This window comes from Pseudomonas sp., assembly GCF_049301935.1.
In the GTDB taxonomy this organism is placed as follows: domain Bacteria; phylum Pseudomonadota; class Gammaproteobacteria; order Pseudomonadales; family Pseudomonadaceae; genus Aquipseudomonas.
This window is the reverse complement of the sequence record NZ_JBAQLP010000040.1, coordinates 1-21,489: the sequence shown is the minus strand read 5'-3', so window position 1 is coordinate 21,489 and position 21,489 is coordinate 1. Positions and strand designations below refer to the sequence as shown.

Here is a 21,489-nt window from a genome sequence, read left to right as displayed (position 1 = left end):
CAAGAGTCGCCAACAAAACCTGCCGTGTTCTGCACGCCGGTTTTATTCGCAGCTCTAAAAAATAGAGGGGTTGGGTAGGATGGGTTGAGCGCAGCGATACCCATGCTGTATGGGCACTCGCCTTCGGCATCGCTTGATGGGTTACGCCGCTACGCGGCCCATCCTACGACTTTCACCAGGCCCAAACCGTGCTGCATGGGTATCGCGATGCTCAACCCATCCTACGTGGCCAACCCTTCAGCAGCCTTACAGTGCGCCGGCTTCCTGGTAGAAGCGCTCGGCACCCGGATGCAGCGGGATCGGCAGGCCCTTGGCAGCGCCTTCCAGCTGGATGTCCTTGGCCGCCGAGTGGGCGTTGCCCAGGCGCTCGAGGTTGTCGAACATCAGTTTGGTCATCTGGTAGGCCACTTCCTCGGACACCCCGTCGTGGCTGACCAGGATATTGTTGATGGCCACGGTCGCTACATCGCTGTCCTGACCGTCGTAGGTGCCGGCTGGGATCGCGGCAGCCTGGTAGGCGGCGTTGTCGATCTTCGCGGTGATCTCCGCCGGGATGGCGACGAAGGTGATCGGCAGGGTCGCGGCCAGGTCGCGAATCGCCGCCATGCCCAGGCCCGAAGACTGCAGGGTGGCATCCAGCTGACGGTTCTTGATCAGCTCGACCGACTCGGCGTACGGCAGAAACTCCACCTTGCCCATGTCTTCATAGCTCAGGCCAGCGGCCTTGAAGATCGCGCGAGCGTTGAGTTCGGTGCCGGATTTCGGCGCACCGACGGAGATGCGCTTGCCCTTCAGGTCCGCCAGGGTGGTGATGCCGGATTCCTTGCTGGCGACGATCTGGATGTAGTTCGGGTAGGTGCCGGCAATCGCCCGCAGCTTTTTCAGCGGCGCCTTGAAGCCGGCGTCTTCCACGCCATTCCAGGCATCGGCCACGGAGTCGCCTAGGGCCAGGGCCAGCTCACCACGACCGGCTTGCAGCAGGTTGAGGTTTTCCACCGAGGCTTTGGTCGCTTGTACCGAGGTCTTCGAACCTTCGATGCCGTTGCTGTACAGCTGCGACAGGCCCACACCAATCGGGTAGTACACACCGCTGGTGCCGCCGGTAAGGATATTGATAAAGGTCGGTGCGGCGAGTACCGCAGTGCTCGCGGTAAAGGCTGCGGCAGCAGCAAACAGGCTGAAACGTTTGGTCATTCGCATGGAAGCATCTCCGTCGTTGTTATGGCTTTATGCAGAGGTTTTCACTGTAGACGCTGCGCGCCACCTGAATGGCAATGCAGCGCCGGGACTAACGCAATGGCGAAAAGGCGCAGAGGCTCGCGCGCGGCCTGAGCCGAGCGCACAAGAGATGGGTGGTTGATGCCGGACGCGGCAAGCGCGCAGATGCTGCTGGGCAGTGCATGGGGTTCACCTCTTGTCTTTCTTATAGAGGCCAAGGCAATCGAGTGCCTGGCTGACAAGAGCTATAGCAGATGCCGTGCCAGCGAGGGAAAAGCCCGGACTAGAGCCTTTACTCCAAGCAGCACTGCCAGCCTGGCGGCTGTAGTGAGCGGAAATCCGCCAGTGAAAAAACTCAGATAAGCGAAATTCCGCCGACTAACTCTCACTCGTCATCAGCACTGCCGGCCGGCCGATAGCTGCTGCGCTGCAAACCGTGGCGCTGCATCTTCTCGTTAAGGGTGCGGCGCGGCAGCTGCAGCAGCGCCATCACCTCGGCGATATTGCCCTGGCAGTGCTGCAGGGCACGGTGCAGGCATTGCGCCTCGAAGGCCTCCATCTGCTCGGCCAGCGATTGCACCGGCAACCCCTCGCCACGCTCCACTTCGCCACTCAAGCCCAGCGCATGGCGTTCGGCGGCGTTGATCAGCTCGCGCACGTTGCCCGGCCAATCGTGCGCGAGTAGCCGGGTCAGCTCGCTGGGCGCCAGGCTCGGCATCTCGCGGCCATGGCGTTGCGCGGCCTGGTTGGCGAAGTGCTCGAACAGCAGCGGTATGTCTTCACGGCGTTCGCGCAACGGCGGAATACGCAAGGTGGCGACATTCAGCCGGTAGTAGAGGTCTTCGCGGAAACGCCCGGCCTTGACCTCATCGAGCAGGTCCGGCTTGACCGCACTGATCACCCGCAGGTCGACCTGAATGCTGCGGTTGGAACCCAGGCGCTCCAGGGTTTTCTCCTGCAATACGCGCAGCAGTTTGACCTGCTGGGCCAGCGGCAGGCTTTCCACCTCGTCGAGAAACAGCGTGCCGCCGTCGGCATGTTCGATGCGACCGATGCGCTTGCCCTGGGCGCCGGTAAAGGCGCCACTTTCATGGCCGAACAGCTCGCTCTCGAACAGCTGCTCGGGAATCGCCGCACAGTTCAGCGCGACAAAGGGCTTGCCGGCGCGGTTGCTAAAATCATGCAGACAGCGGGCAACGCGCTCCTTGCCGCTGCCGGTGTCGCCGCGCAGGAGGATATTCACCGAGGTGCCGGCCAGTTCGAGGATCTGCCGGCGCAGGGTTTCCATCGGCTTTGATACGCCGAGCAGCTGCGCCTCGATATGGTCCTTGCGGGCGAACTGCTGACGCAGCTGGCGGTTCTCACAAACCAGGCGGCGCTTGTCCAGGGCGCGGCGCACGCTGTCGAGCAGGCGTTCGGGGGTAAAGGGCTTTTCGATAAAGTCATAGGCGCCCTGGCGCAGCGCCTGCACCGCCATCGGCACATCGCCATGCCCGGTGATGAGAATCACCGGCAGGTCGCGGTCACGCTCCAGCACGCTGTCGAGCAGCTGCAAGCCATCGGTGCCGGGCATGCGCACGTCGCTGATGATGATGCCGGGGTAATCACGCTCGACCAGCGCCAGCGCGGCCTGCGCCGTGGCGCAGCTGTGCACGCTGAAGCCGGACAGCTCCAGCCACTGCTGCACCGCCTCGCGGATCGCCGCCTCATCGTCGACGACTATTACCTGCCCGCTCATATCACCTCCTGATCAATCGGCGGCAGTGTAGCCCGGATAAAATCCGGGAAATAACCCGCACTACGCATTCGGCGCTGCCGGCAGGCGCAGGTTAAAGATCGCGCCCTGCTCGCCATTGGCCGCCTCCAGGCTGCCGCCCAGTTCGCGAACGATACCGTAAGACACCGCTAAGCCAAGTCCCAACCCAGCGCCCACCGGCTTGGTGGTAAAGAACGGCTCAAACACATGGCCCAACGCCTCGCTGGCAATGCCGCCGCCGCTGTCGGCGATGCTCAGCAGGCACTGCTCGGCCTGGCGTTCGATACGGATCTGCAGCTGCCGCACGGTGCTGTCCGCCATGGCATCCAGCGCGTTGTTCAGCAGATTGAGCAACACCTGCTCCAGGCGAATGGCATCGCCCAGCACCCGCGCCTCGGTGTCGATCTCGCTGTGCAGCTGCACCTGTTCGCTGCGCAGGCGTGGCGCCAGCAGTTGCAGGGCCTGCTCCAGCACATCGCTCAAACGCAGACGCTCGCTGAGGCCCGCCGGGCTTTTGCGGGCAAAGGTTTTCAGGTGGCCGGTGAGCCCGGCAATGCGTTGCAACAGGCTATCGATACGTTGCAGCCCTTCGCGCACATCGTCCTGGCGGCCGCTGTCGAGCAACAGGCGCAGGCTGCCCAGCTGCATCTGCATGGCGGTCAGCGGCTGGTTGATTTCATGGGCCATGGCCGCCGACATCTGCCCCAGCGCGGCCATTTTCGCCGCATGCACCAGGCCTTCCTGGGCCTCGCGCAGCTCGGCGGTACGCAGCGCCACTTCACGCTCCAGGCGCTCACGAATACCAGCCTGCAACCGCTGAGTCTTTTGCCGCTGGGCCAGGTAGAGCAGCAGAAACGCCAGGGTCATCCACACCCCGGCGGCGGCCAGGCGGTAGCTACGCACGCTGTCGACCAGGGTTTTCGGTTCGTGCAGCAGGTGCAGGGTCCAGCCTTCGTCGTCGAGGGGCTGGCGCTGCCAGAGGTAGTCACGCGAGCCATCCGGGCCCTCGACCCGGCGCCACTGGCTGGCGCTGTCGATCTGCCGGCGCAGCGTGCTGGGTAGCGGTTGCAGCGCCTGTTCGGCGTACTTGCGCACCTCCACCAGCTCGGCGCGGGCCTGTTCGCTCAGGCTGTCGAGGGCGAGAAAACGCCAGGCCGGGCGGTTGCTGAGGATCACCACCGAGTAGCTGTCCGCCACCAGCAGCACGCCGGGCTGGCTGGCCCATTCGCGCTGCAACTCTTCCAGCTCCAGCTTGACCACCAGCACGCCGAGCACCGTGCCGTCGTCATCGCGCACCGCATGGGAGAGGAAATAACCGGGGATGCCGGTGGTCACCCCCACGGCAAAATAACGCCCAGAGGACTGGCGCACGGCATCCTGAAAATACGGGCGGAAGGCGTAGTTGTTGCCGACAAAACTGCTCCAGTCACGCCAGTTACTGGCCACCAGGGTTTCGCCTTTATCATTGAGCAGGTACAGCACGTTGGAGCCAGCGGCGCTGTTGAGTTGTTCCAACCGTTCATTGAGTGTGCTGCGCAGCAGGCTGTCGGTCGGCGCGCGCAGCAGCGACTTGATATCACTGTCCAGCGCCAGCACTTCGGGCACCGAGCGGAAGCGCTCGACCAGGGTATGGATCGACTGCGCATACAGCTGCAGCTGACCCCGGGCTTCGATGCTGCGCTCCTGCCAGGCGCGCTGCTCGGCATAACGCCCGGCCAGCCAGATGCTCGCCAGCAGGCCGAGCAGAATCAGCAGGACGATCAGGGCAACGCGGTAACGCAGCAGAAAGGCAGACATGCGCGGCTCGCAACGGGGTGGAGCCGGCATGGTAAGACAAAGCACCGCGCCGTGCAGAGCGCAGCAGCCGACTGTTTGAACAAGCGTCCCCGGCCGCTATAGTCTCGGCTTGGCTACACGGCGATTACGCCAGGGACGCATGATGAGCACTGAGCAACAGGCCACCACCCCACGCTTCTGGCGCGACCCGGCGCTGCCCTTTGTGGAAACGCGCGAAGCCCTCGATGGCCGCCTGCTGTGCTACGCCAAGCATTCCCATGAGTGCTTTTCGATTGGCACCATCACCCGGGGCCGCAGCACCTACCTCAATGAAAAGGCGCGTGAGCAGGTCGCCGCCGGCACGCTGGTGCTGATGAACCCAGGTGACGTGCATGCCTGCAACCCCGTGGATGGGCAGCCCTGGTCGTATCGCATGTTCTACATCGACAGCGCCTGGCTGAGCGAGCTGCAACAGCAGCTGGGCTTCAGCCACAACCAGCCACTGCAGCCCTTCTCCGCCATCCTCAGCCGCGACTCTGCGTTGTTCAACGGCCTCAACCAGCTGTACGACCTGCTCAACGATGCATCGGTCGATCACCTGCGCAAAGAGTGCGCTCTGCTCGACTATTTCAGCACCCTGCAACAGCGCCTGGCCCCCGCGCCGGCTCCGATCCGCGAGGACAACCCGCGCATTCGTCTGGCGGCAGAATTTATCCGTGCGCACTGCACCCAGACGCTCAAGCTGGAAGACATCTGCAGCGCCGCCGAGCTATCGCCCTCGTACCTGATTCGCAGTTTCCGCCAGCACTACGGCATGACCCCGCATGCCTACCTACTCAACTGCCGCGTGCAAGTGGCCCAGGCCGGGCTGAAGCGTGGCGAGTCGATTGCCGAGGTGGCGCTGGACGCCGGCTTTGCCGATCAGGCGCACTTGCAGCGCACCTTCAAACAGCTGCTCGCCGCCACCCCCGGACAATACCGCCGCGCCTGATCAGACCAGCAGATAAACCGCCGACAGCACCAGCAGCAAGGCCAGGCCGCGATTGAACCGGCGCAGGTACAGCGGATTCTCCAGATACTGGCGCAGGTAAACCCCGGCCAGTGCCCAGCAACTGATCGACAAATAACAGATCACGAAATACAGCGCCGCGAACTGCGCAACCCGCCACAGATCGCCATCCGCCGCATAGGCGCCCATCCCCGCCATCGAGGCCAGCCAGGCCTTGGGGTTGAGCCACTGCATCAGCGCGCCCTTGAACAGCGACGGGCGCTGCTGGGCGTCATTGTCACTGAGCTGCCCGTCAGCCCGGGCCAGACCGTAGGCCATGTACAGCAGAAAGGCGACGCCAAACCAGGCCACCCCGTGCGTCAGCGCCGGCCACTGCTGCAACAGCTGCTGCAAGCCCAGGCCCATGGCCAGCAACAGCGCGGTAAAGCCGAACGTCGCCCCCGTGACATGGCGCATGCTGCTACGCAGCCCATGGCTCGCGCCAGCACTGAGGGCGAGCAGATTGACCGGGCCGGGAGAAATCGAGGCAGCGAGAGCAAAACCCGCCATGGAGTAAAACAGCGTATTCATCACACACCTGTCAGCACAACCAAAGGAGGTGCCAGGCTGACAGGCAAGCGGCGCAGGGTATTGAAGGAAACTGCCCTGTCATAGTCTTCCCGACAGGGCAGAACAATCAGCGCGAGAGGTGATCCACCCGCTGCAGCAGCCCGTCCGTCAGCCACTGGCGCAACCAGCTCACCGCCTGCACCGGTGCCTGCTCGCCCAAATTCGCCAGCTCGCCGCACAGCTCGGCGAAGCTCCAGCCGTGCGCGGTCATGCCCTGCAACGCAGCGGCTTCATCGGCCGCCAGGCTGCGGTAGCGGGTGATCAGCTGATCGCGCCAGACCACACAGGTCTCTGTCGCAACCAGGGGCTGGCTGCCGGGGAAATCACCCTGCTCCTTGCACGCGCGCCAGAGCGCCAGGCTGTTATGCCGGCACGCCAGCCACTGCACGCTCGGCAGCAGACGGACCTGCAGGGTCGGCCAGTCTTCGGCCGGCAGTTCGGCCATCTGCGTCAGGCTCAGGGGCTGGCCTTCCGCTGCATCGAAGGCCAGGGTAAAGGCCCACTCCAGTCGCGCCAGCTCACTGAGTGGTGCGGCCTGAGCGGGCACCAGATAGCCATCGACAAAGTCTGCCAACTGCGCGCCGAGCCAGCGCAGGCTGTAGTGCTGCGAGGGGTGCGCGGCGAGATAGGCCAGGGCCAGGGCATCGAATTCCTCGTCACCGAGCCAGCCGTGTAGCGCCGGGTAATCACCGCGCAAGGCTTCCAGCAGGCGTGCGCGGTAGGCGTTGTGGTAAATCGCCAGGCCCTGTTCGGCACTCAGCGCCGCGCTGCCCAACAGGCTGGCCTGCAGCGCCGGGTTGGCCTGGGCATCGGGGTTGAGCAGGTAGGCCTGGACCTGCGCCTGCCAGTCACTCAGGCGCATTGCGCTGTGCCTTGCAGCGCCTGGGCGGCAAACCGGCGGGCAGTGTTCAACTCGTCGAGCAGTACATCCAGATCGGGAAAATGATCGTCGCGCTCCAGCAGCGTGGACACCGGGCCGAGGTGCTGCAGGGTGCGTTGATAGAGCTGCCAGACCGGATCACTGACCGGCTGATCATGGGTGTCGATCAGGTAGCTGCCGTAATCGCTGTGGCCGGCCAGGTGCAGCTGACGGATGCGCTGCTTGGGCAGGCTGCTGATAAAGGTCCAGGCATCGAAGCCATGGTTGCGCGCACTGACGTAAACGTTGTTGACGTCCAGCAACAGCTCGCAGCCGCTCAACTCGCTGAGCGCGGCGAGGAACTGCCATTCGCTGAATTGATCATCGGCGCAGCGCAGGTAGCTGGAGACGTTTTCCAGCACCAGCGGTCGCTCGATCACGTCCTGCACCTGACGCACCCGCGCGGCCACATGCTGCAGGCTCTCCTCGGTATAAGGCAGCGGCAGCAGGTCGTGCAGCTGGTGGGCATTGCCACGGCTCCAGCACAGGTGATCGGAGATCCACGCCGGATTTACCCGCGCGGCCAGCTGTTTGAGGCTGTTTAGATAATCCAGATCCAACTGATGCGGGCCGCCAATCGACAGCGACACGCCATGCATCACCAGCGGGTAGTGCTCGCCGATGGCATCCAGGTAGTAGAGGGCCTTGCCGCCCTCCACCAGATAATTTTCCGAGACGATTTCGAACCAGTCGATCGCCGGCCGTTGTTCGAGAATGGCTTGGTAGTAGGTGCTGCGCAGGCCCAGGCCAAAGCCCAGATTGCCGCGTTGAGCATTCATTGCTGACTCCTTGCTCGGTGATGCGGGGCAACCGCACGGCGGCCGCCCCGGCTCACTTACTCGCCGACAGTGCCTTTGGCGGCATTGCACTCAGCCAGGGTCATCGACTTGAAGCCTTGACCTTTGCAAGCGCCCTGGCCTTTGCAGCTGTTTTCGGCGGTCTTGCAGTCATTCTGGCCTTTGCAGGACGTGACGCCGTAGCAATGTACTTTGGCTTCTTCGGCCACGGCTACGGTGCTTGAGAGAGCGGCAAACAGGCTGGCAGCAGCGAAGGCGATAGCAGCACCAGTAGCAGCGGTGGATTTCATGGTCATGTGCGTATCCTCGGGTGATCTGGGTTGGCCGGGCAAAAGGATTTTCGCGTGCCGGCATTCAACTAGAGCCGCGAGACAAGCGCGCGTTACAGGCCGCATGAAAATATTTGCCGACGCTGCCTTAGCCCTGATCAATGCGCAGTTCAGGCACCGCGCGGCCGGCCACCAGACGCTCATCGACCAGACGGATCAGCTCGGCTTCATCGCGCACGCGGAACCACTCGCCGGCCGGGTAGAGGCTGGCCGTCGGCCCCAGATCGCAGGGGAACTGGCACTGCGTACGGGTGATATGCACCCCGCCTGCGCACTCCAGCTTGCCGGCGGCCTTGAGCCGTTGCCGCAGGGTTTTCCACAGTTCCAGCGCGCCACGCCGGGTGCAGCGCGGGCCGTTGCACAGCAGCAGGCGCTGGGCGTGCGGCGGAATCTGCGACCAGGCGTGATGCTCCGCTATCGGCCTCACACCGACGCAGGGCAGGTGCAATTCAGCGCGCTCGATCAACGCGCAGGCCGCTTCCACCGGCAAGCCTTCGGCCAGGCCAATCGCACTGGCGACAAACAGCTGCTCGGGGTTGGCCTGCTGGCACAGTTCGCTGCGCAGCCAATCGAGGTGCGGGCTGCTGCTCGCAGGCTCCAGGTCGATCACCAGCAGCGGCCGTTCAGCTTCGGCCACACGCTGCCAGAGCGGCGCATAGCCTGCGCTGGTGTCGACGATATCGGCCAGCGCCGCCGCACCACGCAGCTCGGCCAAACGCCGGCGAAACAGCTCGGCAAACGCGCCCTCGGTCAGGTCAGGGCCGACAAACAGAATGCGGGCGTAAGGCGAAACGGGCGTGGTCATGGCGGCCTCCAAAGCGGGGCGGCAGTCTAACAGGCGAGGTTTTCCGTTGGGCAACCCAGCCATCCCGTAGGGTGGGTTAGGCGCATAGAACAGATCGTAAACCAGCGGCATTGTCCGATGCGCCGTAACCCACCGTGGCAGGCTCAACCGCTATTCGATGGGTTGCGCGCTGCTCAGGACTCATTGGCTGTCCGCCTGACCGTCGATTGGCAGCACCTCGACCAGCGCTTCGAGGCTGACAAACTCACGCGCCACCGCCGGCAACTCGGGCCGGCGCAGCAACAGCACCGGCAATCCCAACTCCCGCGCCACCTGCAGTTTCGGCTCGGTGGACTGGCTGCCGCTGTTTTTGCTGATCAGCACATCGCTGCCCAGGCGGGCGAATAGAGCGCGTTCCTCGTCCAGCGCAAACGGCCCGCGGGCGCCGATAATCTCGGCACGCGGCACGCCTTGCTGGGCCGTCAGACAGCGCACGGTCCAATGCTGATGCGGGGGAATCTCGTGCAAATGCTCCAGTGGCTCGCGGCCGAGGGTAAACAGCGGGCGGCGGAAATTCTTCAGGGCTTCGACCAAACCAGCCCAGTTATCCACTTCGCGCCAGTCATCGCCCTCGCCGGCCTGCCAACCGGGGCGGCGCAGGGCCCAGCAGGCAACCCCGCTCAGCTCGGCGGCGCGGGCGGCATTGGTGCTGATCTGCGCGGCATAGGGGTGGGTCAGATCGAGCAGCAGTTCGATGCCCTGCTCGCGGATAAACCGCGCCAAACCCTCCGCTCCGCCAAAACCGCCGACGCGCACCTGACAGGCCAGGTCATCCGGCACCCGGCCCAGCCCGGCCAGGCTGTAGATCGCGTCTGGCCCCAGACGCCGTGCCAGACGTAACGCCTCGCGGGTGCCGCCCAATAGCAGAATGCGCGGGCTCACGGCTTGCGCACCGCCAGCATTGTGATCGGCAAGGCGCTGCGCCAGGTGTCGAAGCCGCCCAACGGCTGCGCCTGGGCCACGGCGATACGAGTCAGCTCGCCGCCCACCTGTTCGCGCCAGGCCACCAGCGCCGTTTCGCTTTGCAGGGTCACGGCATTGGCCAGCAAACGCCCGCCCGGCTTGAGGCTGGCCCAGCACTGCTCCAGCACGCCGGGGACGGTCACCCCGCCGCCGATAAAGATCGCATCCGGTGCGGCCAGTCCGCTCAGTGCTTCGGGCGCACGGCCGGCGACCAGTTGCAGGCCCGGTACGCCGAGGGCATCGCGGTTGTGCTGGATATGTGCCTGACGACCGGCATCGGCCTCAATGGCCAGCGCCCGGCAGCTGGGGTGCGCGCGCATCCATTCGATGCCGATGGAGCCGCAACCCGCGCCGACATCCCAGAGCAGCTCGCCCGGTTGCGGGGCCAGGCGCGCCAGGGTGATGGCGCGCACGTCGCGCTTGGTCAGCTGGCCGTCGTGCTGATAGGCGTCATCCGGCAAACCTGGCGTGAGCGGCAGCAAGCGCGCCTCGGCGCCCGCCACACAGTCAATTGCCAGCAGATTGAGGTCGACGACGCGTGGCAACGCCCAGTCACTGGCCAGGCCATCAATCCGCCGCTCCTGAACACCGCCCAGATGCTCCAGCAGGGTCAAACGGCTGGGGCCAAAACCGCGTTCACGTAGCAACTCGGCCACGGCCGCCGGGCTGTCGCCGTCATTGCTCAACAGCAGTAACCGCGCGCCAGGGAAAATCTGCGCCTGCAGCGCCGCCAACGGCCGCGCCACCAGCGACAGCACCGTCACCTCCTGCAACGGCCAACCCATACGAGCAGCGGCCAGGGACACCGAAGAAGGAGACGAAAACACCCGCAATTCCTCGGCTGGCAGCTGCCGCGCCAGGCTCGCACCCACGCCATAGAACAACGGGTCACCACTGGCCAGCACACACACCGGCATACCGCGCCGCGCCAGTAACGGCTCCAGGCTAAAGGGGCTCGGCCACAGCTCATGCTGCCCCGGTAGATCGCTGGGCAACAGCGCCAACTGCCGTGGGCTGCCAACAATCCACTGCGCCTCGCCCAGCGCCTGGCGCGCCGCCTCACCCAGGCCGGCATAGCCGTCTTCACCAATGCCCATCAGGGTTAACCAGGCCGTCATGCGCTTTCCTCAAACCGTCATCATCGCGCCGCCCGACCAGCTGGCTGTCGTGCCTGCGCGCAAAGCGGGCATAATAGCGCCTTCGTCGGTGCCCGCCGTCATTGTGCATAGGGCCTAAGAGGGAATCCGGAGCGATCCACTGATCGTGACCGAGCTGCCCCCGCAACTGTAAACAGCGAGTCTGCCGCATCTGCGCCACTGGGAAACCGGGAAGGCCGCAGCAGATGATGACCTGTTAGCCAGGAGACCTGCCGACGACGCTAGTCGCGAGTGCCAACATCGGGCGGGGTGTACCGATGCCATGAAATCCCCTGTGGGCGGATTTCGCTGGTTCGGTCGCCGCGTCTTTGTTGCTGGTGAAACCGTTGCGCGACCTTGCCACCACTGTCGAGATACCTGCCCCACGCCCCGAAAAACCGGGATCGGCGTGCCCCGGCCTGCTGCGTATCGTTCCGGCGCTGGACGGCGGCATCTGCCGGGTCAAGCTGGCCGGCGGCGTGCTTAGCAGCCAACAGGCACGGGCCATCGCCGAGGCCGCCAAGCGCTGCGCCAGCGGCGTGCTGGAGCTGACCAACCGCAGCAATCTGCAGATTCGCGGCGTATTGCCCGGCCAGCAGGCCGAGTTGATTGAACGCCTGCTGGCTGCCGACCTGGGCCCGAGCAACCCGGCCGCCGACGATGTGCGCAACCTGCTGCTCAGCCCCGCCGCCGGCCTCGATCCGCAGGCCCTGCTCGATACCCGCCCGCTGGCCGCCGCGCTGCTTGAGCTGCTGCAAACCACCCCGGGGCTGCATGGGCTGTCGGCCAAGTTCGCCATTCAGCTGGACGGCGGCGAAGCCCTGGCGATGCTCGAACACCCCCACGATATCTGGCTAAGCGCCCTGCCCGGATCGCCGGCACGATTAGCCTTTGGCCTGGCGGGTTGCCCGGGTGACCGGCCGCTGGGTGTGATCGACGCAAAGCAAGCCGTGCCGCTGGTGGAGCAACTGCTCAGGTTGTTCCTCGATCTGGCCGGCAGCGAGCACAGCCGGATGCGCCAACTGTTAAGCGCGATTCCCGCCAGCCAACTGCTGCAACAGCTGAAAACGCGCCTGCCCTTTGCCGTGCAAGCGCCGCCGACCGATTGGCAACGCAAACCAGTCAACCCACGCGCGCCGATGGGCATTTATCCACAGCAGCAAAGCGGCCTGTGCATGATTGCCGCCGCCGCGCGCCTGGGCCGAATCGACGCGTTGCAACTCAACGCCCTGGCGGCTCTGGCCGAGCAATATGGTGATGCCAGCCTGCGTCTGACGCCCTGGCAGGGTCTGTTGCTGCCGAATATCCCCGAACACTCGGCAGACAACCTGCTGCACGCGCTGGCCGAGCTGGGCTTGCTGATCGATGCCCATGAGCCGCTTAGCCAGCTGATCGCCTGTACCGGCTCCAGCGCCTGCGGCAAGGGCCTGAGCGACAGCAAGGCCGATGCCCTGCGCCTGGCCGAGCGCCTGCGCGTCAGCGGCGCGCGGCCACAGGTGCATCTGAGCGCCTGCCCACGCTCCTGCGCCGCCGCGCACACCGCGCCCTTTACCCTGCTGGCCAGCAGCGCCGGGCATTACCAGCTTTATCAACGCACGCCCGAGGCGGCCGGTTTCGGTCAACTGCTGGCCAGCGCCATGACTATCGACGAAGCCGGCGACTGGTTCGCCGCCCACTGCGCAACAGGAAACAGTGATGCTTGAGTACATCCGCGACGGCCAGGAAATCTACCGCCAATCCTTCGCCACCATCCGCGCCGAGGCTGACCTGTCGGCGATCCCCGCCGATCTGGAAAAACTCGCGGTGCGGGTTATCCACGCCTGCGGCATGGTCGATGTGGTGCAGGATTTGCGCTTCTCCCCCGGCGCCGGGGCTGCCGGCCGCGCTGCGCTGGCCAAGGGCGCGGCGATTCTCTGCGATGCGCGCATGGTCGCCGAAGGCATCACCCGCCCGCGCCTGGCCGCCAATAACCCGGTGATCTGCACCCTGCATAACGAGGGCGTGATTGAGCAGGCCCGCGCACTGGGCAATACCCGCTCGGCAGTCGCCTTGGAACATTGGCGCGAGCACCTGCAAGGCAGCGTGGTGGTGATCGGCAATGCGCCCACTGCGCTGTTTTACCTGCTGGAAATGCTCGACGCCGGCGCGCCGAAGCCGGCGCTGATTATCGGCATGCCGGTGGGCTTTATCGGCGCGGCGGAATCCAAGGACGCCCTGGCTGAAGGCAGCCACGGCGTGCCCTATGTGATAGTGCGCGGCCGCCGCGGCGGCAGCGCCATGGCGGTGGCGGCGGTCAACGCCCTGGCCACGGAGGTGGAGTGATGAGTGTGGAAAAAGGCCGCCTGCTCGGCATCGGCGTCGGCCCCGGCGACCCGGAGCTGATCACCCTCAAGGCCCTGCGCCTGCTGCAATCGGCCGATGTGGTCGGCTACTTCGTGGCCAAGGCCAAAGCCAACAAGGGCCAGGGCGGCAACGCCTTCGGCATTATCGAGCAGCACCTCAGCGACGCGCAGCAGCGCCTGCCGCTGGTGTACCCGGTGACCACGGAGAAACTCGCCGCGCCGCTCAGCTATGAAGATGTGATCAGCGACTTCTACGACACCTGCGCGGTGCAGATCGCCGCCCGGCTCGACGCCGGCCAGGATGTGGCGGTGATCTGCGAAGGCGACCCGTTCTTCTACGGCTCCTATATGTACCTGCACGACCGCCTGGCCGCGCAGTACCAGGTGGAAGTGGTGCCCGGCGTGTGCTCCATGCTCGGCTGCGCCTCGGTGCTCGGCACCCCGCTGGTGTACCGCAACCAGAGCTTGAGCGTGCTATCCGGCGTGCTGCCGGAAGCTGAACTTAAGCAGCGTCTAAAAGATGCAGAGGCCGCCGTGGTGATGAAGCTGGGGCGCAACTTCGAGAAAGTCCGCCGCGTGCTGCAGGAGCTGGGCATCGACGGCCGCGCCCATTACGTCGAGCGCGCGACCATGGGCAACCAACGCATCGTGCCGCTGGATGAAGTAGAGCCGATGTCCTCGCCCTACTTCTCGATGATCGTGATCCCCGGCGAGAAATGGCGCGGTTAACCGGCAGCTCGAACCCACTGTAGGAGCGGGCTTGCCCGCGATACGCAAGCGGCCACGGCGCTAATCGCCACGCTTAAACGATTGATCGCGGCCAAGGCCGCTTCTACGCCAACCACGGAACAGCTTATGACCGCCGCCCCCGCCATCCTTATTCTCGGCCCCTCTGCCCTGCCCTGCGCGCGGCGTATCCAGGCGCTCTATCCCCAGGCCGAGATTCATGGCCTGAGTGGCCGGGTCGATGGCGTTGAGCGGGGTTATGACGACTTCGGCGACACCCTGCGCGCGCTCTACCGCGCCGGTACGCCGCTGATCGTGCTGTGCGCCGCCGGCATAGTGATTCGCAGCCTGGCCAGCGTGCTCGGCGAGAAAGACCGCGAGCCGCCGGTGCTGGCCGTGGCCGAGGATGGCAGCGCGGTGGTGCCGCTGCTCGGCGGCCTCGGCGGGGTCAACCGTATGGCGCGGGAGCTTGCCGCGCACTTGCAGGTCGCCGCGGCGATCACCACCAGCGGTGAACTGCGTTTCGGCACCTGTCTGCTGGAGCCGCCGGCCGGCTATGTGCTGGCCGATCTGGAACAGGGCAAGGGCTTTGTCAGCGACCTGCTCGGCGGCCAGGCCGTGCGCATCGAAGGCGACGCGCCCTGGCTGGCCCAGGCCAAGCTGCCGGTGGATAACAGCGCCGCGCGGGTGATCCATATCAGTCCGCATAGCCGCGCGGCCAATGCCGACGAACTGCTGATCCATCCGCAACAAGTGGCCGTCTGGGTTGAACGCGCCAGCGCCGAGTTGCTTCGCGAGCTGCAGCAGGCGCTGCACACCAGCAATCTGGCACCGCAAAGCCTGGCCTGCCTGCTGGCCGCGCCGCAGCTGATGGCCAATGCCGAACTGCACAGCGCCGCCACGCAACTCAAAGTGCCGCTGCGCTTTATCGACGACGCCAGCCAACTGCCGCCGCTGCACAGCCAGCACGCCAGCCTGCGCCTGCTGCTGGCCGCAGTACCCATCGACGCCAACCAACTCGGCCGTCCCCGTGGCCGCCTGAGCGTGATCGGCCTCGGCCCCGGTGCCGCCGAATTTATGCTGCCCGCCGCGCGCCAGGCGCTGGACGAAGCGCAGGACCTGCTCGGCTACGAAACCTATATCAAGATGGCCGGCCCGCTGCGCCCGGAGCAGGTGCGCCACTGCACCGATAACCGCGAGGAAATGCAGCGCGCCCGCCATGCCTTCGAACTGGCCGCCAGCGGCCGGCGCGTGGTGGTGGTGTCGTCCGGCGACCCCGGCGTCTTCGCCATGGCCGCCGCCGTGCTGGAAGCCCTGCACGAATCGAGCGACGCCGAATGGCAGCGGGTCGACTTGCAGGTGTTCCCCGGTGTTTCCGCCGCCCTGGCCACCGCCGCCAAGGCCGGCGCACCGCTGGGCCATGACTTCTGCCTGATCTCCCTGTCGGACAACCTCAAGCCCTGGGCCATTATCGAAAAGCGCCTGGCCCACGCCGCCGCCGCCGACCTGGTAATGGCCTTCTACAACCCGATCTCCAAAGCCCGCCCCTGGCAGCTCGGCGCTGCCCTGGAAATCATCCGCCAACAACGCACGCCAGACACCCTGGTGGTGCTCGGCCGCAATATCGGCCGCCCCGGCGAAACCCTGCGCACCCTCAGCCTCGGCGAACTCACGCCAGAGATGGTCGATATGCGCACCCTGGTGATTATCGGCTCCAGCCAAACCTGCCGCTTCCCCCGCGCCGATGGGGGCGAGTGGGTCTATACGCCGCGCAGTTATCCACAGCTGTAACGAACGTAGGATGGGTTGAGCCTGCGATACCCATCAGGGATTTAACGGTTCACAGATGATGAGCTGGGCACAGCATGGGTATCGCTACGCTTAACCCATCCTACGACCTCGCAGGCAGACGTCAGCACAAAAGATGATGGCTATCTGACATAATCGCGCCGCGATGGCCTATAAGCCTCGTTCTAGAAAGCTATTCACACTTACCCTGAAAAGGATTTCCCATGCAAAACCGCTTCAAGCTGTTTATCGCCGCACTCGGCATCGCTGTTCTTTCCGGTTGCGCTTCCGTGCCGATGGATACCCCGTCGGCAGACGCCGCCCTAAAGTCCTTCCCCACACCGCCTGCTGATCAAGCCGGTCTGTACATTTATCGCGACAGCTTCGCTGGTCAAGGGCTGAAGAAGACCGTTAAGGTCGATGGAGAAATAATCGGCGAAACAGCCAACCGCACTTACTTCTACCGCCTCATCAGCCCGGGTAACCGGGTTATCGCCACCGAATCCGAATTCAGCGATAACGCCATCAATCTGCTGGCCGTCGCTGGGCAGAACTACTACGTGCGTCAGTCGATCAAGATGGGTGTGTTCGTGGGGGGTGCCAAGCTGGAAGTCGTCCCGGAAGCAACCGCTCAAGCACATCTGCAGAAGTGCGAACTGGCGAAGTAATCGATACCCTCAGTACCTGGTGGCCTGCGGGTTAGCTCATTGAAGCGACCTTGCAGGCTGCTCGTCTGAACACCCTCAGTGCTCGTTCTTGCGCAATAAATAGCTATCCATAATCCAGCCATGCTGCTCACGCAGCTCGGCACGGCGGCTACGGATGGTGTCGGCGACCTCACTTAGCGGCCCAGCGATCAGCACTTCATCCGGGGTGCCGATATAGGCACCCCAGTAGATGTGCATAGCCTGGTCGACAAAGCGCTGGTAAGTGTCCTGGGCGTCGAGCATCACCAGCACGCTGTCCAAGCCCTCGGGGAAACCGCCTTCGGCCAGGCGGCGCGCCGGGGTGATCTGGAAGGCCTGGCCGATGCTGTTAAAGCAGACCTTATGCTTGGCCGCCAGGGCTTGTAGGCTGGTGATGCCGGGGATCACTTCGTACGCAATCTGTTCGCTGCTGTTGGCCACTATCTGTTCGACGATGCGCAGGGTGCTGTCGTACAGCGCCGGGTCGCCCCAGACCAGAAAAGCCCCGGTTTCGCCGTCGCGCATCTGCTCGCGGAGCATGCCTTCGAACACCTGCTGTTTGTCCTGATTGAGATCCACCACGCTGCCGCGATAGTCCGGCACATCGCGCACCCGCTCCGGGCAGTCGGCGCTGGCGAAGCGGTAGTCGCGGCCCTGGATAAAGCGCTCGCAGATGGTCTTGCGCAGGCCGATCAGGCTGTCCTTGGCGCTGCCCTTGTCCATCAGGAAGAACACATCCGTGCGGTTCAGCGCGTTGATCGCCTGCACCGTCAGGTAGTCCGGATCGCCGGCGCCGATGCCGATAATCAACAGGGTTTTCATAAGGCTGTCTCCAGGCTGCCGGCCAGTGTCGGCAGCGAATCTATATGTCGGTAGTCGGCGCCCAGCTCATCCGCCAGCTGGCGCGCACGGCCGAGGCGGATCGGTGCGCTTTCGATATCCACCAGCAGCGCCGGGCAGGCGCTCGGGGTGAGCGCCGGCCAGTCGCGCAGGCGGCCATCGGTGATGATCAACACACGCTGGCGCTCGGCCGGGTGCAAGCGCTGCCGCCGCGCCTGCCACTCGGCGGCCTGTTGCAAAGCATCTAACAGCGGCGTACCGCCGCCTGCGCCCAACTCGCTGAGCCACTGTTGCAAGGCCTGGGAGGCTTTTTGCCCCTGCCACAACCATTGCGCCTGGTGGCCGGTAGCGTGCAGCAGGGCCAGGCGTGCACGCTGGCGGCGTGCCTGCTCGAACACTTCGCTGAGCAAACCCTTGGCCTTGCTCAGCGCGCCATGGCGGCGAGTCGAGGCCGAGGCATCGACTATCAGCAGCCAGAGTTCAGCGGGTTTGCTGCTGCGCGGGCGCAGCACGAGATCCTGTCGAGTACGTGGACGGCCTTTCAGCAGGCTCGCCGGCCAGTCGATACGCCCCGTCGCGCCACTGCGACTGGCGCCATTACGACCACCGCCTAATTTGCCGGGAGCGGCCCGGGCATCCGCGCCTGGGGCTGTGCGCGGGCGGATGCCTAGGGCTTTTTTGCGAAGCCTGGCGGTTCACGCCGCACGCCTGGGCTTTGCGCCTGGGCGGGTAATTCACCCCACTGGCCTTCGCCTTGCGGCGCTTGTGGCTGTTCGCTGGGCGCGCTGTTGCTGGGCTGAGATTGAGGCTGCGGCGGTTGCGCGGCAGGCGGAGGGTTATGCCGGCGACGATGGCGCAGGACGAAATCGGCCACCGCATCGATATCCAGCGCCTCGATATGTTCGGCACCGCGCCAGGCGGCATGCGCACGGGCGGCACGTAGCCAGACCAGATCGGCGCGCAGGCCATCGACGGCGGCGGCGAAGCAGCGCTGGCTGATCTGTTCCAGGGCGGCGTCATCCAGCGGAATCGCCGCCAACCGCGCACGGGCGCTCTGGCAGCGTTCACGCAGTTCATCCTGCTGCGCCTGCCAGCGCTGCAGAAACGCCTGCGGGTCGGCATCAAAGGCCAGACGACGACGGACGATCTCAGCGCGCTGCGCCGGTTGCGGCTGGGCGTCCAGGGCCAGGTTAAGGCCGAAGCGGTCGAGCAACTGCGGCCGCAGTTCGCCCTCCTCACCATTCATGGTGCCGATCAGCACAAAACGCGCGGCATGCCGATGGGAGATGCCGTCGCGCTCGATATGGTTGACCCCGCTGGCGGCGGCATCCAGCAGCAGATCGACCAGATGATCGGGCAGCAGATTGACCTCATCGACATACAGCACGCCGCCATTGGCCTTGGCCAGCAAGCCGGGGGAAAACTGCGCGCGGCCCTCGCCCAGGGCGGCGTCGAGGTCGAGGGTGCCGACGATGCGCTCCTCGCTCGCGCCCAGCGGCAGGGTGACAAAGGTGCCACTGGCCAGCAGATCGGCCAGGCCACGGGCCAGGGTCGACTTGGCCATACCGCGCGGCCCTTCGATCAGCACACCGCCAATCGCCGGGTCGATGGCCGCCAAGCACAGCGCCAGTTTCAGGTCATCGGCGGCGACCACGGCGGCGAGGGGGAAGTGCTGTTCGGTCATGGGCGTGATCCGTTCGGGCAAACGTAGGGTGGGTTAGCGGCGCAGAACGCCTGACTTGCAACCACGCAGGAAGATAGCGCGCCGCGTAACCCACCAAGCGGTGGATAGAGTTGCGCCGATGGTGGGTTACGCCGCACCGGCTTCAGCGGTTTGACCAATCCATGCGACAAGCGGCTAACCCACCCTACGGGAACGCGTCGATTCATGCTTCCTCGCTATCGATAAGCAGGTTTTCCAGGGCTTCGCGGTACTCGCCGGGGTGCTGCCAGAGGCCGCGTTGCTGGGCTTCGAGCAGGCGTTCGAGGATGTCCTGCAAGGCACCGGGGTTGTGCTGCTGGATAAAGTCGCGGGTGCTTTTGTCGAGCAGATAGGCATCGGTGAGCAGCGCGTACTGATGGTCATCAACCAGCTCGCTAGTCGCGTCGAAGGCGAACAGGTAGTCGATAGTCGCCGCCAGTTCGAACGCGCCCTTGTAGCCGTGGCGCTTCATGCCGTCGATCCACTTGGGATTGGCCGCGCGGGCGCGCACCACGCGATTGAGCTCTTCCTTCAGGGTGCGGATGCGCGGCGTATCGGGCTGGCTGTTGTCGCCGTGGTAGCTGGCCACCTTGGCGCCACGCAGGGTTTCCACCGCCGCGAGCATGCCGCCCTGAAACTGGTAGTAGTCGTTGGAATCGAGAATGTCGTGCTCGCGGTTGTCTTGGTTGTGCAGCACCGCCTGCATCTGCTCCAGGCGCTCGGCGAACTGCGCGCGCGCCGGGGTGCCTTCGCTCTGGCTACCGTAGGCGTAGCCGCCCCAATTCAGGTAGACCTCGGCCAGGTCCTCGCGGGTTTGCCACAGCCGTTCTTCGATGGCGTTCTGCACGCCCGCGCCATAGGCACCGGGCTTGGAACCAAAGACCCGCCAGCCGGCTTGCTTGCGCGCCTCAAACTCATCCAGGCCGCTGTCCTGCAGGGTCAGGGATTCGCGCCAGACCCGCGCCGACAGCGGGTTCATCTCTTCCGGCTCATCGAGATCGACCACCGCCTGCACGGCGTCATCGAACAGGCGGATCAGGTTGCTAAAGGCATCGCGGAAGAAGCCGGACACGCGCAGGGTCACATCCACCCGCGGGCGGCCGAGTTGCGCCAGCGGCAGCACCTCGAAACGCTCGACGCGCTGGCTGCCGGCCTGCCATACGGGGCGCACGCCCATCAGCGCCAGGGCCTGGGCCATATCGTCGCCGCCGGTGCGCATGGTCGCCGTGCCCCACATCGACAGGCCAAGCTGACGCAGGTGGTCGCCGTGGTCCTGCAGATGCCGTTCCAGCAAACGGTCCGCCGCCTGCACGCCGATACGCCAGGCGGTCGGCGTGGGCAGGTTGCGTACATCGACGCTGTAGAAATTGCGCCCGGTGGGTAGTACATCGAGTCGGCCGCGACTCGGCGCGCCACTCGGCCCGGCCGGAACGAAGCGCCCGCTTAGCGCCGCCAGCAGGCCGTGCATTTCTGCATCGCCGCAGGCATCCAGCAGCGGCGCGATCTGCTCACGCAGGCGCTGTAGTACCTGAGCGCTTGCCGCACCAACGGATGCAACATCCGCCGCGCCAATCAGCTGCAAGGCCAGCAGCTCCAACCGTTCACGGGTATCACCGGCACTGCGCCAAGACTCATCGGTGACGCTCTGCAGCACGGCCGGTCGCGGACCTAACCAGGGCGCAGCCATCTCGCAGTCGAGCGGATCAAAGTCCAGCTCCAGGTCGCGGGCCAGGGCGCGCAGCAGGCTGGCGTTGCCACCCTGGCCATCACCACGGGGAATACGCAGCAGCGCCAGCAAGGTGTCGCGGCGCAGGCTGCCGGCCGGCGATTCGCCAAATACATGCAGGCCATCGCGGATCTGCGATTCCTTTAAATCGCACAAATAGGCATCCAGCTGCGGCAGCCAGCTATTGGGGTCGGCATTGAGTTGCAGGCCCAGCTCGCGGTCGAGGCTGGCCTCGCGCACCTTGAGCAGAATCTCGCCGCGCAGTTCGGCGGCGCGGCGCAGGTCGAGCTGGCTGGCTTCGTAGTATTCATCGGCCAGGCGCT

The 21,489-nt window shown here is 65.2% G+C and carries 20 protein-coding genes and 1 riboswitch; of the genes, 6 read left to right on the top strand and 14 right to left on the bottom strand.

The genetic code is table 11. From position 1 onward, the window contains the following. Nucleotides 1-246: 246 nt before the first annotated feature. From WA145_RS05655 to WA145_RS05645, 3 genes are all read right to left on the bottom strand, one after another. The gene (locus WA145_RS05655) at nucleotides 247-1,200 is read right to left on the bottom strand and encodes a TAXI family TRAP transporter solute-binding subunit (RefSeq protein WP_422580630.1); all 954 of its coding nucleotides are present in this window, start codon (nucleotides 1,198-1,200) and stop codon (nucleotides 247-249) included. 403 nt (nucleotides 1,201-1,603) lie between these two features. Beyond that, nucleotides 1,604-2,956, bottom strand: a complete 1,353-nt coding sequence (locus WA145_RS05650; RefSeq protein ID WP_422580629.1) for a sigma-54-dependent transcriptional regulator — start codon at nucleotides 2,954-2,956, stop codon at nucleotides 1,604-1,606. 60 nt (nucleotides 2,957-3,016) lie between these two features. Beyond that, a complete protein-coding gene (locus tag WA145_RS05645; RefSeq protein WP_422580628.1) occupies nucleotides 3,017-4,771 on the bottom strand; it encodes a sensor histidine kinase in 1,755 nt (584 codons plus the stop codon). A gap of 142 nt (nucleotides 4,772-4,913) precedes the next feature. Between WA145_RS05645 and WA145_RS05640 the strand changes: the two genes are divergently transcribed. Next, nucleotides 4,914-5,741: an AraC family transcriptional regulator gene (locus WA145_RS05640; protein ID WP_422580627.1), complete on the top strand. Its 828-nt coding sequence runs from the start codon at nucleotides 4,914-4,916 to the stop codon at nucleotides 5,739-5,741. Here the strand turns inward: WA145_RS05640 and WA145_RS05635 are convergent, their stop codons facing one another. The 7 genes from WA145_RS05635 to cbiE form a co-directional block, all read right to left on the bottom strand. Continuing rightward, a complete protein-coding gene (locus WA145_RS05635; RefSeq protein WP_422580626.1) occupies nucleotides 5,742-6,329 on the bottom strand; it encodes a LysE family translocator in 588 nt (195 codons plus the stop codon). 106 nt (nucleotides 6,330-6,435) lie between these two features. Then, on the bottom strand, nucleotides 6,436-7,230 hold the full coding sequence (locus WA145_RS05630) for a DNA-binding domain-containing protein (RefSeq protein ID WP_422580625.1): 795 nt from the start codon (nucleotides 7,228-7,230) through the stop codon (nucleotides 6,436-6,438). Then, the gene (locus WA145_RS05625; RefSeq protein ID WP_422580624.1) at nucleotides 7,221-8,066 is read right to left on the bottom strand and encodes a DUF692 domain-containing protein; all 846 of its coding nucleotides are present in this window, start codon (nucleotides 8,064-8,066) and stop codon (nucleotides 7,221-7,223) included. The genes WA145_RS05630 and WA145_RS05625 overlap by 10 nt, the downstream gene beginning before the upstream one ends. Before the next feature lie 56 nt (nucleotides 8,067-8,122). After that, a complete protein-coding gene (locus WA145_RS05620) occupies nucleotides 8,123-8,380 on the bottom strand; it encodes a hypothetical protein (RefSeq protein WP_422580623.1) in 258 nt (85 codons plus the stop codon). A 121-nt stretch (nucleotides 8,381-8,501) separates the two neighbouring features. Continuing rightward, nucleotides 8,502-9,218, bottom strand: coding sequence for a (2Fe-2S) ferredoxin domain-containing protein (locus tag WA145_RS05615; protein WP_422580622.1), 717 nt, complete (start codon nucleotides 9,216-9,218; stop codon nucleotides 8,502-8,504). Between the two features lie 180 nt (nucleotides 9,219-9,398). Beyond that, entirely contained in the window at nucleotides 9,399-10,139 is a 741-nt protein-coding gene (locus WA145_RS05610; RefSeq protein WP_422580621.1) for a cobalt-precorrin-6A reductase, read from the bottom strand. After that, the gene (gene cbiE, locus WA145_RS05605) at nucleotides 10,136-11,338 is read right to left on the bottom strand and encodes a precorrin-6y C5,15-methyltransferase (decarboxylating) subunit CbiE (RefSeq protein WP_422580620.1); all 1,203 of its coding nucleotides are present in this window, start codon (nucleotides 11,336-11,338) and stop codon (nucleotides 10,136-10,138) included. The genes WA145_RS05610 and cbiE overlap by 4 nt, the downstream gene beginning before the upstream one ends. Before the next feature lie 69 nt (nucleotides 11,339-11,407). Continuing rightward, a riboswitch (cobalamin riboswitch) is annotated at nucleotides 11,408-11,608 on the top strand. A gap of 95 nt (nucleotides 11,609-11,703) precedes the next feature. On the opposite strand from cbiE, the gene cobG reads away from it, so the two are divergent. The 5 genes from cobG to WA145_RS05580 all read left to right on the top strand — a co-directional run bounded on the left by cobG (nucleotide 11,704) and on the right by WA145_RS05580 (nucleotide 16,880). Further along, nucleotides 11,704-13,059, top strand: a complete 1,356-nt coding sequence (gene cobG, locus WA145_RS05600; protein ID WP_422580619.1) for a precorrin-3B synthase — start codon at nucleotides 11,704-11,706, stop codon at nucleotides 13,057-13,059. After that, a complete protein-coding gene (locus WA145_RS05595) occupies nucleotides 13,052-13,678 on the top strand; it encodes a precorrin-8X methylmutase (RefSeq protein WP_422580618.1) in 627 nt (208 codons plus the stop codon). The genes cobG and WA145_RS05595 overlap by 8 nt, the downstream gene beginning before the upstream one ends. Continuing rightward, nucleotides 13,675-14,427 carry a precorrin-2 C(20)-methyltransferase gene (locus tag WA145_RS05590; protein ID WP_422580617.1) on the top strand — a complete coding sequence of 251 codons (753 nt, stop codon included), beginning with the start codon at nucleotides 13,675-13,677 and terminating at the stop codon, nucleotides 14,425-14,427. Before WA145_RS05595 ends, WA145_RS05590 begins: the two co-directional genes overlap by 4 nt. Before the next feature lie 126 nt (nucleotides 14,428-14,553). Beyond that, on the top strand, nucleotides 14,554-16,215 hold the full coding sequence (gene cobJ / locus WA145_RS05585; RefSeq protein ID WP_422580616.1) for a precorrin-3B C(17)-methyltransferase: 1,662 nt from the start codon (nucleotides 14,554-14,556) through the stop codon (nucleotides 16,213-16,215). Between the two features lie 221 nt (nucleotides 16,216-16,436). Further along, complete coding sequence (locus tag WA145_RS05580; protein WP_422580615.1) at nucleotides 16,437-16,880, top strand: DUF2846 domain-containing protein; 444 nt, start codon at nucleotides 16,437-16,439, stop codon at nucleotides 16,878-16,880. 75 nt (nucleotides 16,881-16,955) lie between these two features. Here the strand turns inward: WA145_RS05580 and cobF are convergent, their stop codons facing one another. The 4 genes from cobF to cobN all read right to left on the bottom strand — a co-directional run. After that, nucleotides 16,956-17,720: a precorrin-6A synthase (deacetylating) gene (cobF, locus tag WA145_RS05575; protein WP_422580614.1), complete on the bottom strand. Its 765-nt coding sequence runs from the start codon at nucleotides 17,718-17,720 to the stop codon at nucleotides 16,956-16,958. Beyond that, the gene (locus tag WA145_RS05570; protein ID WP_422580648.1) at nucleotides 17,717-18,403 is read right to left on the bottom strand and encodes a vWA domain-containing protein; all 687 of its coding nucleotides are present in this window, start codon (nucleotides 18,401-18,403) and stop codon (nucleotides 17,717-17,719) included. The genes cobF and WA145_RS05570 overlap by 4 nt, the downstream gene beginning before the upstream one ends. Nucleotides 18,404-18,405: 2 nt before the next feature. Further along, nucleotides 18,406-19,422 carry an ATP-binding protein gene (locus WA145_RS05565; RefSeq protein ID WP_422580613.1) on the bottom strand — a complete coding sequence of 339 codons (1,017 nt, stop codon included), beginning with the start codon at nucleotides 19,420-19,422 and terminating at the stop codon, nucleotides 18,406-18,408. 202 nt (nucleotides 19,423-19,624) lie between these two features. Continuing rightward, a partial coding sequence (gene cobN / locus WA145_RS05560; protein WP_422580612.1) for a cobaltochelatase subunit CobN occupies nucleotides 19,625-21,489 on the bottom strand: 1,865 nt, incomplete at its 5' end.

Excerpts from the sequence above, each read along its gene's own strand:
- WA145_RS05655 (WP_422580630.1), bottom strand. The coding sequence starts at position 1,200 with ATGCGAATGACCAAACGTTTCAGCCTGTTTGCTGCTGCCGCAGCCTTT.
- WA145_RS05650 (WP_422580629.1), bottom strand. The coding sequence starts at position 2,956 with ATGAGCGGGCAGGTAATAGTCGTCGACGATGAGGCGGCGATCCGCGAG.
- WA145_RS05645 (WP_422580628.1), bottom strand. The coding sequence starts at position 4,771 with ATGTCTGCCTTTCTGCTGCGTTACCGCGTTGCCCTGATCGTCCTGCTG.
- WA145_RS05640 (WP_422580627.1), top strand. The coding sequence starts at position 4,914 with ATGAGCACTGAGCAACAGGCCACCACCCCACGCTTCTGGCGCGACCCG.
- WA145_RS05635 (WP_422580626.1), bottom strand. The coding sequence starts at position 6,329 with ATGAATACGCTGTTTTACTCCATGGCGGGTTTTGCTCTCGCTGCCTCG.
- WA145_RS05630 (WP_422580625.1), bottom strand. The coding sequence starts at position 7,230 with ATGCGCCTGAGTGACTGGCAGGCGCAGGTCCAGGCCTACCTGCTCAAC.
- WA145_RS05625 (WP_422580624.1), bottom strand. The coding sequence starts at position 8,066 with ATGAATGCTCAACGCGGCAATCTGGGCTTTGGCCTGGGCCTGCGCAGC.
- WA145_RS05620 (WP_422580623.1), bottom strand. The coding sequence starts at position 8,380 with ATGACCATGAAATCCACCGCTGCTACTGGTGCTGCTATCGCCTTCGCT.
- WA145_RS05615 (WP_422580622.1), bottom strand. The coding sequence starts at position 9,218 with ATGACCACGCCCGTTTCGCCTTACGCCCGCATTCTGTTTGTCGGCCCT.
- cbiE (WP_422580620.1), bottom strand. The coding sequence starts at position 11,338 with ATGACGGCCTGGTTAACCCTGATGGGCATTGGTGAAGACGGCTATGCC.
- WA145_RS05595 (WP_422580618.1), top strand. The coding sequence starts at position 13,052 with ATGCTTGAGTACATCCGCGACGGCCAGGAAATCTACCGCCAATCCTTC.
- cobJ (WP_422580616.1), top strand. The coding sequence starts at position 14,554 with ATGACCGCCGCCCCCGCCATCCTTATTCTCGGCCCCTCTGCCCTGCCC.
- WA145_RS05580 (WP_422580615.1), top strand. The coding sequence starts at position 16,437 with ATGCAAAACCGCTTCAAGCTGTTTATCGCCGCACTCGGCATCGCTGTT.
- cobF (WP_422580614.1), bottom strand. The coding sequence starts at position 17,720 with ATGAAAACCCTGTTGATTATCGGCATCGGCGCCGGCGATCCGGACTAC.
- WA145_RS05565 (WP_422580613.1), bottom strand. The coding sequence starts at position 19,422 with ATGACCGAACAGCACTTCCCCCTCGCCGCCGTGGTCGCCGCCGATGAC.